This is a genomic window from Marinobacter antarcticus (assembly GCF_011049865.1).
Lineage (GTDB): Bacteria > Pseudomonadota > Gammaproteobacteria > Pseudomonadales > Oleiphilaceae > Marinobacter > Marinobacter antarcticus_A.
Window position 1 is genome coordinate 1 of record NZ_DRGY01000082.1, and the last position, 14,707, is coordinate 14,707.

Annotated in this window: 11 protein-coding genes; 8 read left to right on the forward strand and 3 right to left on the reverse strand. The window is 54.2% G+C overall.

Translation table 11 applies throughout. The annotated features are described in order from the left end of the window. The first annotated feature begins 256 nt into the window (after positions 1–256). The 4 genes from ENI00_RS10570 to ENI00_RS10585 are packed head-to-tail and all read left to right on the forward strand — an operon-like array spanning position 257 to position 5,199. Positions 257–1,264, forward strand: coding sequence for a TAXI family TRAP transporter solute-binding subunit (locus ENI00_RS10570; protein ID WP_304101821.1), 1,008 nt, complete (start codon positions 257–259; stop codon positions 1,262–1,264). Then, a complete protein-coding gene (locus tag ENI00_RS10575; protein ID WP_304101823.1) occupies positions 1,264–3,441 on the forward strand; it encodes a TRAP transporter permease in 2,178 nt (725 codons plus the stop codon). Before ENI00_RS10570 ends, ENI00_RS10575 begins: the two co-directional genes overlap by 1 nt. After that, complete coding sequence (locus tag ENI00_RS10580; protein ID WP_304101825.1) at positions 3,438–4,184, forward strand: sulfite exporter TauE/SafE family protein; 747 nt, start codon at positions 3,438–3,440, stop codon at positions 4,182–4,184. Before ENI00_RS10575 ends, ENI00_RS10580 begins: the two co-directional genes overlap by 4 nt. A 22-nt stretch (positions 4,185–4,206) precedes the next feature. Beyond that, complete coding sequence (locus ENI00_RS10585; RefSeq protein ID WP_304101827.1) at positions 4,207–5,199, forward strand: zinc-dependent alcohol dehydrogenase family protein; 993 nt, start codon at positions 4,207–4,209, stop codon at positions 5,197–5,199. A gap of 76 nt (positions 5,200–5,275) precedes the next feature. On the opposite strand, the gene ENI00_RS10590 is transcribed toward ENI00_RS10585, so the two are convergent. Beyond that, entirely contained in the window at positions 5,276–7,870 is a 2,595-nt protein-coding gene (locus tag ENI00_RS10590) for a bifunctional aconitate hydratase 2/2-methylisocitrate dehydratase (protein ID WP_304101829.1), read from the reverse strand. 212 nt (positions 7,871–8,082) lie between these two features. Here ENI00_RS10590 and ENI00_RS10595 point away from each other — a divergent pair, with 212 nt between their 5' ends. Beyond that, a complete protein-coding gene (locus ENI00_RS10595; RefSeq protein ID WP_304101861.1) occupies positions 8,083–8,688 on the forward strand; it encodes a tRNA-(ms[2]io[6]A)-hydroxylase in 606 nt (201 codons plus the stop codon). A gap of 3 nt (positions 8,689–8,691) precedes the next feature. On the opposite strand, the gene ENI00_RS10600 is transcribed toward ENI00_RS10595, so the two are convergent. Then, positions 8,692–9,576, reverse strand: a complete 885-nt coding sequence (locus ENI00_RS10600; RefSeq protein WP_304101831.1) for a LysR substrate-binding domain-containing protein — start codon at positions 9,574–9,576, stop codon at positions 8,692–8,694. A 150-nt stretch (positions 9,577–9,726) separates the two neighbouring features. On the opposite strand from ENI00_RS10600, the gene ENI00_RS10605 reads away from it, so the two are divergent. The 3 genes from ENI00_RS10605 to ENI00_RS10615 all read left to right on the forward strand — a co-directional run bounded on the left by ENI00_RS10605 (position 9,727) and on the right by ENI00_RS10615 (position 11,985). Further along, entirely contained in the window at positions 9,727–10,497 is a 771-nt protein-coding gene (locus ENI00_RS10605; protein WP_304101833.1) for a ferredoxin--NADP reductase, read from the forward strand. A 118-nt stretch (positions 10,498–10,615) separates the two neighbouring features. Further along, positions 10,616–11,050: an acyl-CoA thioesterase gene (locus ENI00_RS10610; RefSeq protein WP_304101835.1), complete on the forward strand. Its 435-nt coding sequence runs from the start codon at positions 10,616–10,618 to the stop codon at positions 11,048–11,050. Then, positions 11,047–11,985, forward strand: a complete 939-nt coding sequence (locus ENI00_RS10615) for a hypothetical protein (protein ID WP_304101837.1) — start codon at positions 11,047–11,049, stop codon at positions 11,983–11,985. The genes ENI00_RS10610 and ENI00_RS10615 overlap by 4 nt, the downstream gene beginning before the upstream one ends. A 24-nt stretch (positions 11,986–12,009) precedes the next feature. On the opposite strand, the gene ENI00_RS10620 is transcribed toward ENI00_RS10615, so the two are convergent. After that, complete coding sequence (locus ENI00_RS10620) at positions 12,010–14,691, reverse strand: mechanosensitive ion channel domain-containing protein (RefSeq protein ID WP_304101839.1); 2,682 nt, start codon at positions 14,689–14,691, stop codon at positions 12,010–12,012. Positions 14,692–14,707: the final 16 nt, after the last annotated feature.

The following is a 14,707-nucleotide window of genomic DNA, read 5'->3' on the forward strand; positions in this document are numbered from 1 at the left end:
CGAAGAAGGTCTTTGACCAATGGGGACTCGTGTCGTTGCTTGATACAGTATTACGGCTTCAGTGCCGACCATGAACCGCCGTATACGGAACCGTACGTACGGTGGTGTGAGAGGACGGCGGGAGTAATCCCGCCTCCTACTCGATTCTTGACGACAAGTGCGATATTCAACTGGTAGATCCGGCGTCGGGCAGCTATCTTTACAAGGCTGCACTTTCACGTGTCAACCAGAACAATGATAAAAAAGGATCTGCTTTATGAATAAAAAAAGAATTCTGAAATGCGCGTCGGGGCTTTTAGCTGCCGCCGCTGTTGCTTTGTCTGCCAGCGTGCAGGCAGAGGGCAACTACGTGATGGGCACGGCCACAACGGGAGGGACGTACTATCCCGTGGGCGTTGCCATTTCAACGCTCATCAAAGTGAAGCTTGAGCCCACGACCAATATATCGGTCTCTGCGATCAGCTCTGCTGGTTCTGGCGAAAACCTGAAACTCATGGACGAAGACCAGATCCAATTTGGTATTCTTCAGGGACTGTATGGCGCCTACGCCTGGAATGGCTCGGGACCCGTGCCTAAGGCTTATAAAAACCTGCGTTCTGTTTCAATGCTGTGGCAGAACGTAGAGCACTTTGTGGTTAGAAAAAGCCTGGCAAAAACCGGCACAATTGCAGACATGGCTAACCTGTATGGCGAGAGCTTTTCCATTGGGGCCAGGAACTCAGGCACCGAAGGTTCGGGTCGTTTTATTCTTGGTAAAGTAGGTATCGACCTGGACAAGATTAACCTTGCATACCAAGGTTATGGTCCGAGTGCAGATGCTCTTCAGAATGGTAATATTGATGGTATGAACATACCGGCAGGCGTGCCCGCCGCGGCTGTAACAAGGGCCTATGCCAATATGGGCGGCGAAATCACCACGTTGAACTTCACTTCAGATCAGGTTGCTGAGGTCAACAGCGATTTTGAACTGTGGACGCCGTACACCATTGTTGCGGGCACTTACCCGAATCAGGATGAGGATATCAACACCATCGCGCAGCCCAACATACTGGCGGTTCGCGCGGACGTTTCGGAGAACGACGTTTATGAAATTACGAAAACCATCTACAACAACCTTCCGTTCCTGAATAATATTCACCCGGCAACCAAAGCGATGGCGCTGGAAAAAGCGATCGCGGGCCTGCCTATGCCGCTTCATCCCGGTGCAGTCAGGTTTTATAAGGAACAGGGATTGCAAATTCCTGACCGTTTGATTGTACAGTAATGGTGTTTGGTAATACGAAAGACGAACCCGATATCATTGTTCGTGATGAAAGTGTTAGCGCGGCGAGTGAGCGTTTGGATCACTGGTTGATTGGGCCGGTGATTTTCTGGCTCGCCATCGTAACCGCACTTGTTCATCTTTATTTCAACACCTTCTCCACGTTGTCGGAGTTGTGGAGCTCTGCTCTGCACTTCGGCCTTTTCGGTCTGATCTGCACATTGACAACGCCCATGTTCAAGGCCCGCTCAGCCGGAGGTCAGCGGTTCGTTCTGGGTGTTGATGTCATGCTCGGGATTACCGCGCTTGCCTGTGCTTTTTATCTGATTGTTTTCGAAACTGATTTGTATCAGCGCGGATTTAACTTTGATACGGGCGACTGGATTGTCTCCATCGTGTCAGTGGTTCTGATACTGGAGCTGGCCCGCCGCACGGTTGGCTGGTTCATTCCCGTGCTCTGCGTGGTTGCGCTGACCTACGTGGCCTGGTGGGGCCAGTACGTTGATGGGCTGTTCAATTTTCCGGGATTGTCCTGGGAAACGGTTCTTTACCGCTCCTATATTGGCGGACAGGGAATGCTGGGGTCGATAGCCCGGATTTCCTGGACTTACGTATTCATGTTTATTCTGTTTGGTGCTTTCCTGGTTAAATCCGGGGCTGGTGATTTTATTATCGAGCTGGCCCGCTGTGCTGCAGGGAGATTTGTGGGGGGGCCGGGATTTGTGGCGGTCTTCGCCTCCGGCCTGATGGGGTCGGTCTCGGGATCCAGCGTTGCGAATACCGTATCTACCGGTGTTATTACCATCCCTTTGATGCGCAAGGCGGGCTTTCCGGCGCGTTTTGCCGCTGGCGTTGAAGCTGCAGCCTCCACGGGTGGCCAATTGATGCCGCCGGTAATGGGGGCCGGTGCCTTCATCATGGCCTCCTATACTCAGGTTTCCTATCTCACAATCATTGCCGTCGCGGCATTGCCGGCCCTCCTTTATTTTATATCGGTGGCGATGTTCGTGCGCATAGAGGCCAAGCGCAGCCACGCCGTCAAGCTCGAAGACGACGCAGCGCCTTCCCTTATGACGGTCCTCAAGGGTGGCTGGCATTTTCTGTTGCCTCTGATCGTTCTGGTTGCCGCTCTTGTGTATGGCTATACGCCGACCTATGCGGCAGGAATTGCTATCTTGTCTGTTGTGTTAGCGTCGTGGCTTTCAAAACATCCGATGGGGTTTCGAGATATTATCGACGCGCTTGCGATGGGCACACGAAACATCACCACCACAGCGATTTTGTTGATTACGGTTGGTCTCATCGTGATGGTTGTATCCACCACCGGGATTGGCAACACCTTTTCGTTGATGATTACCGATTGGGCTGGCGGCAGCCTGCTGATGACGATTTTTCTGGTTGCTTTGGCGTCCCTGATTCTTGGGATGGGGCTGCCGGTAACGGCTGCCTATATTGTGCTTGCCACACTTTCGGCGCCGGCAATCTACAACCTGATTGCCCAGAGCCAGCTGCTCGACCTGATGGCAAGCGGCAACCTGCCAGAACAAGCGAAAGCTATTTTCATGCTGGCCGCACCGGAGAGGTTTGCGCTCCTGAACGCGCCCATGGACATGGCAACGGCTCAGCAGTTGCTTTCTCTGGTGCCGGAGAGTTTCAATAGCCAACTCCTGGAACAGGCCCTATCGCCCGAATCCCTTTCCATGTTGCTGGTGGCGGCACACATGGTTATCTTCTGGCTATCCCAGGATTCGAACGTGACACCGCCAGTTTGTCTGACCGCGTTCGCAGCGGCCGCAATCGCGGGGACGCCGCAGATGCGAACCGGGTTTACGGCCTGGAAGCTTGCCAAGGGCCTATATATAGTGCCGCTTCTGTTCGCCTACTCACCTCTGATAACGGGGGACTTTACCGAAATGATCCGGGTGTTCTGCTTTGCCCTTTTCGGTATGTACGCAATCGTAGCCGGTCTGGAAGGCTATCTTGAGCACAAACTAAACTGGCTGGTACGGCTGTTAATGTTTCCGCTCGGTGCTCTGATGCTGTGGCCCCACGGATACATAACGGTGGATGTTGCCGGGTTGGTGATTTTTCTCATTGTTCTGGTTTGGAGCAGTCGTTGCAGTAAGCGGTTAAGTGGCAATCACACGGTTAAAAAATCAGGCGCGTCGAGTGCTGCATGACCGCAATTGAAATAATAGCGTTGCTGGCACTGGGCGGCATTGCCGGATTCATCAACGTACTTTCGGCCGGTGGATCGATGCTGACCTTGCCGCTTCTGATGTTTCTGGGGCTACCGCCGCAGGTTGCGAATGGCACCAACCGGGTCGCGATCGTTTTGCAGAGCACAACGGCCGTTGCAGGTTTCAGGCGCTTGGGTCACGGCAATCTCAGGGTTAGCCTGCTACTTGCGGTGCCGGCGGTTTTGGGGTCTCTGCTGGGCGCCTGGGTAGCGACCTGGGTTGCAGATGAGGTATTTGAAAGGGTGCTGATCATCGCGATGGTCGGTGCGTCTGTGTTCATGTTGCTGCCCCAGCCCCGGATAAATACGACCCCGTTGACACCCGATCGGATCGGCCCGGTGATTTATGTTGCTCTCTTTCTGATAGGCGTATACGGCGGTTTTATACAGGTAGGTGTCGGCGCTCTGTTTTTGGTTGTTTTGTACAGGTTGCTTCGTATCGATCTGAGGCAAGTAAATGTGTTCAAAGTAGCCATCATCTTGATATACACGGTGCCAGCGTTGCTTATTTTTGCAGTAAACGGGCAGGTTCGTTGGGGCATGGGTTTGGTCTTGGCGGCGGGCAATATTGCGGGGGCGTTTGTTGCGGTCAGGGTGAACCTGAGCGAAAAGGGCGCCCAATGGGTAAAGTGGATGACCCTTGTGATGGCGGCTGCGATACTGATTCGCCTAATGGTTTATTGAATGAAGATCGGGAGAAGCTGTAATGAAAGCAATGGTCATCGAGAAGTTTGGGGGCCCTGAGGTCTTCGTGGAGCGAGAGGTGGAAACTCCGGAGCCGGCTGCCGGGCAGGTACGCATCAAAGTGGTGGCTTCCAGCGTTAATCCCATCGAAACCAAAATCCGTTCAGGTTTGGTGAAAGCCGGGCCTGATATGCCTGCCATCCTGAATGGTGATGTGGCGGGCATTGTCGACAAGGTGGGGCCGGGTGTTACCGCTTTTAACGAAGGCGACGAGGTATTCGGTTGCGCGGGCGGCACCAAGGGTTGGCCCGGAGCGCTTGCAGATTTTATGGTGGCGGATGCCCGCTTGCTGGCCAAACGTACACCGTCAATGGCGCTGCCTTTGGCCGAATGCGCAGCGCTGCCTCTGGTTTTTCTTACCGCCTGGGCAGCGCTGGTAGAGCGCGCCGATATTCAGGCCGGCGAACATGTTCTGATTCACGCCGGAACGGGTGGGGTGGGTCATGCCGCCATACAGATAGCAAAGCATCTTGGCGCGCGGGTAGCCACGACGGTGTCCACGCCTGAAAAAGCTGAACTGGCAGGGAAGTTAGGCGCCGATGATATTATTTTTTACCGTGATGAGTCAGTGGATGCTTATAAGCAACGGCTGACGGATGGACGGGGTTTCAGCCTGGTATTCGATACGGTTGGGAAAGAGAACCTGGATCGAGCCATTGAGGCAACCGCCATTTCCGGGCGGCTTTGCTCTATCAATACGCGCTCAACCCATGACCTTGGCTTGATGCACGCCAAAGGCCTGACTCTTCACGTGATTTTTCGTTCAATTCCATTGCTTCACGGTATTGGTATGGACGACCAGCCGCGCCTGTTGGCGGCGATGAGTGAGATGTTGGAGCAGGGCGCCCTGCGTCCGTTATTGGATGAAAAGCGTTTCTCTTTTGCGCACGTTGCCGACGCTCATCGTCGCCTTGAATCCGGCCTCACCGTTGGTAAAATATTGCTGCAGCGATAGCAGCGATGTGACGCAATAAAAAACGCCAGCCCGAGGGCTGGCGTTTTTCGTGGAGCGGAACCGTACAGGTCGGTGCTTAAGCGATGCTCGCTTCAGACGCCTTGCTGGTGTAGGTCTCCATCTGGTCGAAGTTCAGATACTTGTATATTTCTTTCGACATACTGTTCAGGTTCTTGGTGTGCTCCAGGTATTCCTGAGGTGTTGGCAGCTTGCCCAGAATTGCGCCCACAGCCGCCAGTTCCGCAGAGGTCAGGTACACATTGGCACCATCGCCCAGGCGGTTCGGGAAGTTGCGGGTAGACGTGGAGAGCACAGTGCTCTTCGCCGCCACTCGCGCCTGGTTACCCATGCACAGTGAGCAGCCAGGCATCTCGGTGCGCACACCAGCGGTGCCATAGATGTTGAAGTAGCCTTCTTCCATCAGCTGCGCCTGATCCATTTTCGTCGGCGGAGACATCCACAAGCGTGTTTTCAGCGGCTCTTTGTTTTGCTCCAGCAGCTTACCAGCAGCGCGGAAGTGGCCAATGTTGGTCATGCAGGAACCGATGAACACTTCGTCCACCTTGTCGCCAGCCACTTCCGACAGAAAGCGTGCATCGTCGGGATCGTTCGGGCAGCAAACGATCGGCTCTTTGATGTCCGCCAGATCGATCTCAACGACGTGAGAATACTCGGCGTCTTTATCCGCCCGCATCAGCTTGGGATCAGCAATCCACTCTTCCATTTGCTGGGCACGGCGCTCCAGGGTGCGCGGGTCGCCATAACCTTCTGCAATCATCCAGCGCAACATAGTGATGTTCGAGCGCAAGTACTCGGCTACTGACTCTTCAGACAGGTTAATGGTACAACCGGCTGCAGAGCGCTCAGCAGATGCGTCAGAAAGCTCAAACGCCTGTTCAGCGGTCAGGTGCTCAAGACCTTCGATCTCCAGAATACGGCCCGAGAATTCGTTGATCTTGCCTTTCTTCTCAACGTTCAGTATGCCGTTTTTGATGCCGTACAAAGGAATGGCGTGTACCAGATCGCGCAGGGTAATCCCCGGCTGCATTTCGCCTTTGAAGCGAACCAGAACAGACTCCGGCATGTCCAGCGGCATAACACCCGTGGCGGCTGCGAACGCAACCAGACCTGAACCCGCCGGAAACGAAATGCCCATGGGAAAGCGGGTGTGGGAGTCGCCACCGGTGCCGACCGTGTCCGGCAAAAGCATGCGGTTCAGCCAGGAGTGGATAATGCCGTCACCCGGGCGCAGGGCAACACCGCCACGGGTTTTGATGAAATCGGGCATGGTGTGCTGCATTTCAACGTCAATCGGCTTGGGATAGGCCGCGGTGTGACAGAATGACTGCATCACCAGATCCGCCTGGAAACCCAGACACGCCAGGTCTTTCAGCTCGTCCCGCGTCATCGGGCCGGTGGTGTCCTGGGAGCCGACTGTGGTCATGTGCGGCTCGCAGTAGGTGCCAGGGCGAACGCCTTTGCCTTCGTCCAGGCCACAGGCCTTGCCGACCATCTTCTGGCCCAGAGTAAAGCCTTTGGTGCCGGCTTCCGGGTCGTTCGGCAGGCGGAACATGTCCGTGGCGCCCAGGTTCAGCGCAGCTCGTGCCTTGGCGGTCAGGCCACGGCCGATAATCAGTGGAATACGGCCGCCGGCCTGCACTTCGTCGAGGATAACTTCGGACTTGAAGCTGAACTCGGAAATGGTTTCACCCGCTTCGTTCAGAATTTTGCCGTCGTACGGGCGAATTTCAATGACATCGCCCATGTTCATGTCGTCGACAGGGGCTTCGAATACCAGCGCGCCGGCGTCTTCCATGGTGTTAAAGAAGATCGGGGCCACTTTGTTACCGATGCAGACACCACCGGCACGTTTGTTCGGCACGCCCGGAATGTCGTCTCCGAAGAACCACAGCACCGAGTTGGTGGCTGATTTGCGTGAAGAGCCTGTGCCTACAACGTCGCCCACGAAGACAACCGGCAAGCCCTTGGATTTAATGTCGTCGATCTGGCTCATGGGGCCAGTCACGCCTTGTTCTTCCGGCTTCAGGCCGTCACGTTCCATTTTATAGGCAGCGCGGGCGTGCAGAGGGATATCCGGGCGAGACCAAGCATCAGGTGCCGGGGACAAGTCGTCAGTATTGGTCTCACCGGTTACCTTGAACACAACCATTTTGGTGCTCTCGGGAACCTTGTTCTTTTTGGTGAACCACTCGCCGTTGGCCCAGGATTCGACAACGGACTTGGCAATCGCGTTGCCGGCGTCCATTTTATCTTTCACATCGTTGAAGGCATCGAACATCAGCAGGGTGCGCTTGAGCTGCTCACCGGCCAATTCCGCCAGTTCTTTGTCATCCAGCAAATCAACCAGCGTTTCAATGTTGTAGCCGCCCTGCATCATACCCAGCAGCTTTACGGCTTTGGGTTTGTCCAGTAGGGGAGACGACGCTTCATCTTTGACGATAGCGGTGAGGAACGCCGCTTTTACGTAAGCGGCTTCATCCACACCCGGCGGAATACGGGTTTCCAGCAGCTCAACCAGCGTTTCTTCTTCACCGGCCGGCGGGTTTTTGAGCAGTTCAACCAGAGCGGCTGTCTGTTCAGCGTTCAGCGGCTTGGGGGGAATATTCAGAGCCGCACGTTCTGCAACGTGTTCACGGTAAGCTTTTAACACGATATGGACCCTCATTAGTTGGTATGTCCCGCCCCTTCGAGAATGCGTCAGGCGGGATTTCTGTTGCGAAAAGGTTGTAAGTTGGCGCTGTATTGTACAGGAAACCCCCTACAAAGTTAAGCTGGACCGTGGTCGGAGAAGTTTGTTGAGTGCGCTACAATCGTGCCCCCATTGGATTCACGTTGCTAACCATGAATGACAAAACAGGCACCATGGCCCAGGCCCTGCAAGAGATTCACGATTTTTTGCCGTGCGTTACGCCGCAACGGTGGATTGATAACGCGCTGGCGAATCAGGATCTGATGCTCATTGATCACGCTCATTGTGAGAAAAAGGCGGCGTCTACCGCACTCAGCCTGATGTACCGGTATGTGAACAACTTTGACTTGCTTAACAAAATGTCCCGTCTGGCCCGTGAAGAGCTGCGTCACTTTGAACAGGTGCTCGCGATTATTACCAAGCGCGGGGTGGAATATTGCCATCTTACGCCCGCGCGGTATGCGGCATGCTTGCGCGCTGCCGTGCGCATTGATGACCCAGGTCGGTTGGTGGATGTGATGGTGGTAGGCGCAATTATTGAAGCCCGCTCATGTGAGCGGTTCGCCGCCCTGGTTCCGTTTCTGGATGAGGAGTTGGCGGATTTCTACAGCAGTTTGCTTAAATCCGAGGCGCGTCATTATCGGGATTACCTGGCGCTGGCCGAAAAGGCCAATGGCGGGCCTGTTGCCGCCCGAGTAGAAGAGTTTACGGCGATTGAAAAGCAGTTGATTCTGGAGCCGGATAACGAGTTCCGATTTCACAGCGGGCCTGTTGGCTGAGGATCAGGCCAGAGCTCGGCACAGAGCAATCCAGGCGTCGATTCCGGCGCTGCGGTATTTTTGCTTGTGCAGAATAAAATAAAACTGTCGCGCAAAGCTTCGGTTCTCCGGCGTTTCCAGGGGCACCAAGCTGCCACGTTTAAACGCATCATAGAGCACCACTTCGGAGAGGCACCCGATGCCGAGGTTGGCCTCCACGGATCGTTTTATGGCTTCGGTATGTTCCAGTTCCAGCAGTACGTTCAAGTTGGGAAGTAGACCGTGCATGCCGCGCTCGAAGGTTTGCCGGGTTCCCGACCCCTGTTCTCTCATGATCCAGGTGGCGTCTCGAAGATCCTCCTCTGAAATTTTCTTCTTTTCGGCCAATGGGTGCGTAGGCGAGCAGAACACCACAAGCTGATCTCCGCGCCAAGGCAGAACCTCAAGCTCGGATGATTGCAGCTCACCTTCAATCAGGCCAATGTCGAGTTCGAAATCTTTTACCCGGCGGGCGATGGTGCTGGTGTTGGCCACCTCCAGCGACACCCGGGGGCGAGTAGGGGTATTCATGTATTGGGCCATCACACCAACGGCCAGATAGTTACCTATGGTTAAAGTAGCTCCCACTTTAAGGGCGCCTACTTCAGAATGTTTACTAAAAGCCTGTTCGAGCTCCGTTGCCTGAGCGAGAACGGCTTCTACTTTGGGCCGATACAGTCGCCCCAGTTCGTTCAGCTGAAGGCGCTTGCCAACACGATCAAACAGCTTGATATCGAACTGGTTTTCCAGCTCCTTCAGTGCGCTGCTGGCAGCAGATTGAGACATCGATAGTGACTCAGCCGCGCGGGTAATGTTTTGAAAATGCGCGGCCGCCAGAAAAACTTCGAGCTGTCTGAAACTGTATTTCATAACAAAACGCTCTAAATCGATATAACCGAATAAGGTTATGTGAATATCCCATTTCATCGATAGGTTAATGATGGGGTAAACTTAAGGCAATTCATATTTGCAACATTCGCGGTCTATAGCTAACCGGGTTTAAAGAGGCAAGAGGTTTAAATGAGTAACCTGATAAGAGAAACGGTCACCAGCGTGCATCACTGGAACGATACCCTGTTCAGTTTCAAGACCAGCCGAGACCCTGGGTTCCGCTTCAAGAACGGTCACTTTGTGATGATAGGCCTAGAGACAGATGGCAAGCCTCTGATGCGTGCTTACAGCATTGCCAGCGCAAACTATGAAGAGGAACTTGAGTTTTTCTCTATCAAGGTGCAAAACGGCCCGCTTACGTCACGGCTGCAGAAAATTCAGGTGGGTGACGAGATTCTGGTCAGTCGCAAGCCAACCGGCACCTTGATTCTGGACAATCTCCTGCCTGGCAAAAATCTCTGGCTCATCAGCACGGGTACTGGCCTCGCACCTTTCATGAGCATTATCAAGGATCCGGAGGTTTACGACGCCTTCGAGAAAGTCATCCTGACCCACGGGGTGCGTTACGCCTCGGAGCTGGCATATCAACAGGAAATTGAAGAGCTGCCGGAAAACGAATTCTTCGGTGACATGGTCAAAGGCAAGCTTGAATATTATCCCACGGTCACCCGGGAAGCCTTCCGTAACGAGGGAAGGCTAACGGCCGCAATGGATAACGGCAAGATAACCCGTGATATGGGTCTGGAGGACTTTGATCCGGATTACGATCGCTTCATGATCTGTGGCAGCCCAAGCATGCTCAAGGACACCTGCACCATACTCGATGGTATGGGTTTCAAAGAAGCGCGAGGTGGTGACATGGGGCACTACGTTATCGAACGGGCCTTTGTGGAAAAGTAACGCGAGCGTTCGTAAGCCAGTATAAGTACCGTGAAACCCGAAGCCTGGCCTTCGGGTTTTTTTATGGTGGCAGGAACTGAGTGTATAGTATGCGGTTTTAACGATCAGGAAAGACGGCATGTTTTATTTTGAGCTTCAGCCCCGCTTCAATGACACAGATGCTCTGGGTCACATCAGTAACACCACTCTGCCCGTGTGGTTTGAGCAGGCCAGAACGCCGCTGTTCCGTATTTTTCATCCAACGCTGGACGTGAAAACCTGGCCCCTGATCATTGCTCGCGTAGAGATCGATTTTGTCGCGCAGAGCTACTGGCATCTACCGGTTGAAATACGCACCGGCATCGGAAAGGTTGGCAACAGTTCATTTCAGGTTCTCCAGGAAGCCTGGCAAGATGGAAAACAAATCGCGCGCGGCAAGGCCGTGTTAATCCAGTTTGACTATAAAACGGAAAAATCCGTGCGTATCCCGGAGGACATTCGGGTTGCGCTGGCAGAACACGCCGTTGAACAGTCGCTAGGTGATGGTTTTACAGGTGAGGTGGCGAATCGATGATCAAAGCGTTCGGACTGGTTTTGCTGGCGGGTACCCTTGCACTGTCAGGGTGCAATGCGGGAAACAGCGAGCAAAGCAACAGGGAAGACAGCATTAACGAATTGCAGGCAGAGGTGGATATCGACATCTCAATGGCCCTGAAACCCGCCCAATTGGATTGGGTGGGTCAGAAAATATTTCAGAATGAATGTGCCGGCCAGCTTGAGTGTCTTGTTCACTGGAATGAAGGCGAGGCGTTTCCGTCTTTGGGGATCGGTCATTTTATCTGGTATCCGAAAGGGGTTAATGAGCGTTTTGTCGAAAGCTTTCCAGCACTCATTGAGTACATGGAGCAACGCCAACTCGACATTCCTGAATGGATGAGAGGGCTGGACACGCTGGATGCGCCCTGGCCAGATCGGGAAACGTTTATGAAGGTTGCTGATTCACCTGAGATAGCAGAACTGAAAGAGTTCCTCGCGGGAACCCAAGGCATTCAGGCTGAATTTATCTTTCGCCGTGCAAAAACCTCGTTGGCGAACGTTTTGAAGGCGGCACCCGAATCTCGCCAGGCCGGAGTTAACAAACGGTTGCAGGTGCTTAGCCAGACACCGGGTGGGGTCTATGCGCTGATGGATTATGTGAATTTCAAAGGCGAAGGGCTCTCGCCCGAAGAGCGTTACAAAGGAGAGGGTTGGGGGTTGCTGCAGGTCCTGTTGGCTATGCCCGACGCATCCGAAGCGGATGTTTCTGGCGCAACAGGCGATAGTACAGAGCATCCGCCGCGGGACATTCTGGCTGATTTTCGTGAGGCGGCTGCCACTGTGCTAACGCGTCGTGCCCATAACGCAAGCAACAAAATTGAGCTGGAGCGCTGGCTCGCGGGTTGGCTCAAGCGTCTGAAAACCTATAAGGAACCCACGGATATGGGTTCGGTTCCTAGTGTGTCTGTGTGATGTAAAAATGTCTGCGCAACGGGCTCATGTGGCGTCCGGCAAGGTGCGTACATGAATATCACGCTGTGGAAAAGGTATGTTGATGTCGGCTTCCCTTAGAGCGTGCGCGATGGATGCGTGTATTTCATGGGTGAGCGGCATAATGTCCACAGGGTCTTTGACGAAAATCCGAATCTCGAAGTTCATGCTGCTGTCTCCAAGGCCAACGCAGAAAACCTCGGGTCGTGGATCATCCACCACGCGGGTATTATTGTGAGCAACGTGGGTAAGTATCTCCTGAACCTTGTCGACATCGGATCCGTAGGCGACGCCCACGCGAAGAATGACGCGGGTAATCCGATCTGAAAGCGTCCAGTTCGTAAAATCCTCAGTTACGAAGGTTTTGTTCGGAATAATTTGTTCCTTTCTGTCCCAATCCACCAGCGTTGTAGCCCGGATACGTATGCGTGAAATCTTGCCGGTTATGCCGTTAATAGTGACCGTATCGCCCACCCGGATCGGGCGCTCGAACAGCAAGATAATGCCGGATACAAAATTGGCGACGATTTCCTGAAGCCCGAAGCCAAGGCCCACCCCGAGTGCCGCAATCAGCCACTGCAACTTCGACCACTGAACGCCGATAACCCCAAGACACACCACCACGCCCAGGAGTACGAGAACATAGGTGGTGATTGTCGTGATGGCGTAGCCCGAACCCGGCTGCAGGTTCATCCTGCTCAAAATGGTGACTTCCAGGGTGCCAGGAAGGTTTTTTGCCGCCAGAACCGTGCCGGCAGCAACCAACAGCGCAAGCAGGACATCGGCGAGCGTAATAGGCAATGGGTCGCCGCCTTGCAGGTCTGTGGCTATTGTCCATAAAGTAATGTCGTTAAACAGCTCAAGCGCCGGAATAACGCTGGCCCAGAGAAACAGCAGGCCGCTCACAGCGAGCGCTGCGGCAACTATTCGTAGCAGGGAAGAACTCTGCTGGCTGATGTCTTTAAGGTCCATTTCGGGCATGTCCAGATTCAGAAGGCTGTCCTCACTGGAAGCGTCTGCGCCCTCTTTGGCCTCCGCGATCTTGCGTTCGGCTGCTCGTTGTTCTCTGAGACGCGCCAAGGTAAGGCTGCGCTCACGCACAGAAAGTGCTCTTAAGCCCGTGTAGTAAAGCAGCGAGTTAAAGGCCAACCAACAGATGGTAACGAACAGGTTGCGCTCAAGCTGTAGGGAGGTGTAGTGGTAACCGATCAGGGAGGCCGAGGCCAGTAGAAGCGGGGTCAAGACCGCCGCGATATGAAGCAGTAACAACACACTGCTGCGGGGTTTGTTAGCCCTGGTAGCCTTCATGATGCGTTGCGCAAACAGGGACAGTGCGATGGAGACCAAGGTGAAAAGCAGGCGGCCAAGACTGTCGTCAAATTGCGCGCCTTGAGGGGTTGAACTGGTGGAGGTGGTGATGACCGTCACAGGAATGACGAACGCCATTAACACCGGTAATTCCCGGCGAATAACCAGAAGGGTGTTTGTGTTCCAGTGAAAGTGGCTTTCGCCAAGCCCCTGTTTGCGGGCAACACTGCGGATGAACGCGAGCAAAAACATAACGAAGCCAGCAGCGATAAAGCCTTTCGAGAGTGCAGAATAAAAGGCGTTGCCTTCCATAAGCATCAACGCAACCAATGAAAACGCGAGAACCCCCGGCAATGCCAGCAGAATGCTGTTGGTCAGTGCCCGCAGCGTAAATCCGATTCGGTCGTGAGCAACGTTTCCAATGTGACGGCCGTTCGCAAGCAAGTTGTTTTTGATCGCCTTGCGCTTTATCAGAAGCACGACCAAGCACACCGCGATCAGGGCCGCACGGCCACCGCGCTGGTGTATCGATTGGGTAACGGCTTCTCTTAGCGGGTCAAAACGCAGCTGGGAGACAAACCACGTGGCAGATTCGTAAAGCTCTCCCGCTGTGTCGGCATTGACGGCCACCGCGCTGGGAAGCCAGAACAGCCGTTGTTGCAAGAGTGTCTGGTATTCCTGAACCTGGTCTTGAAGTGCCGTTACTGTGCTGTAGTAGTCGTTGAGCACCTGTATGTGTTCGGTCACGGCTTGGTGCAACGCACGCAGCAATTCAGAGCGACGGCTGCGGAGTTGGCGACGAGCATCGTTGCCAGGTGCTGCAATCGCCTCAAACTCCTCAAGCCGAAGCTGTTCTTCTCTCGCCGAGGAAAGCTTGTTCTCAATGCCTTCAATAAGGTCGCCGGCAATACTTTGTCTTTGCAGGCGCTCGAGCCGTTGTTTTAAAAGATCAGCATAACCGGCGGTCAGGTTGAGCCCCGCTTTCTCAAGTCTCAGTTCAAAACTTGCGTATTCATCCTTCAGGCGCTTGAGAATGGAGTTCGCGTAGGTCAACCGCTTCCGGCTTTCTTTTACCGCAGTCTGGCGCTGTTCGAGCGAGATCTGAAGTGCCCGCACCTGTTTCTGGATGTCGGCGTTGACCGCGTCGGGCAGCGCTATTTCCGGAGGTGCATCCGTGCCCACCTCCAATTCTGGTTGCACGGCCGGGCGCGCTTCCTCTGGTTTTGAACGGGCTTCGTCGCTTGACTGGTGCGCTGTGTCTGAATGTTCAGCCGAGCTTCCGGAATCTTCTGCGAGGACCGGGAATGCCAAAATGCAGAGCAGAAAAGCGCCGGCCAACCAGGTTGTCAGAACGGCATAGCGGCTCGGGCGATCCTTCATCTTGTGCGATCCTCGC

Excerpts from the sequence above, each read along its gene's own strand:
- ENI00_RS10605 (WP_304101833.1), top strand. The coding sequence starts at position 9,727 with ATGAGTAACCTGATAAGAGAAACGGTCACCAGCGTGCATCACTGGAAC.
- ENI00_RS10615 (WP_304101837.1), top strand. The coding sequence starts at position 11,047 with ATGATCAAAGCGTTCGGACTGGTTTTGCTGGCGGGTACCCTTGCACTG.
- ENI00_RS10585 (WP_304101827.1), top strand. The coding sequence starts at position 4,207 with ATGAAAGCAATGGTCATCGAGAAGTTTGGGGGCCCTGAGGTCTTCGTG.
- ENI00_RS10575 (WP_304101823.1), top strand. The coding sequence starts at position 1,264 with ATGGTGTTTGGTAATACGAAAGACGAACCCGATATCATTGTTCGTGAT.
- ENI00_RS10600 (WP_304101831.1), bottom strand. The coding sequence starts at position 9,576 with ATGAAATACAGTTTCAGACAGCTCGAAGTTTTTCTGGCGGCCGCGCAT.
- ENI00_RS10580 (WP_304101825.1), top strand. The coding sequence starts at position 3,438 with ATGACCGCAATTGAAATAATAGCGTTGCTGGCACTGGGCGGCATTGCC.
- ENI00_RS10620 (WP_304101839.1), bottom strand. The coding sequence starts at position 14,691 with ATGAAGGATCGCCCGAGCCGCTATGCCGTTCTGACAACCTGGTTGGCC.
- ENI00_RS10610 (WP_304101835.1), top strand. The coding sequence starts at position 10,616 with ATGTTTTATTTTGAGCTTCAGCCCCGCTTCAATGACACAGATGCTCTG.
- ENI00_RS10595 (WP_304101861.1), top strand. The coding sequence starts at position 8,083 with ATGGCCCAGGCCCTGCAAGAGATTCACGATTTTTTGCCGTGCGTTACG.
- ENI00_RS10570 (WP_304101821.1), top strand. The coding sequence starts at position 257 with ATGAATAAAAAAAGAATTCTGAAATGCGCGTCGGGGCTTTTAGCTGCC.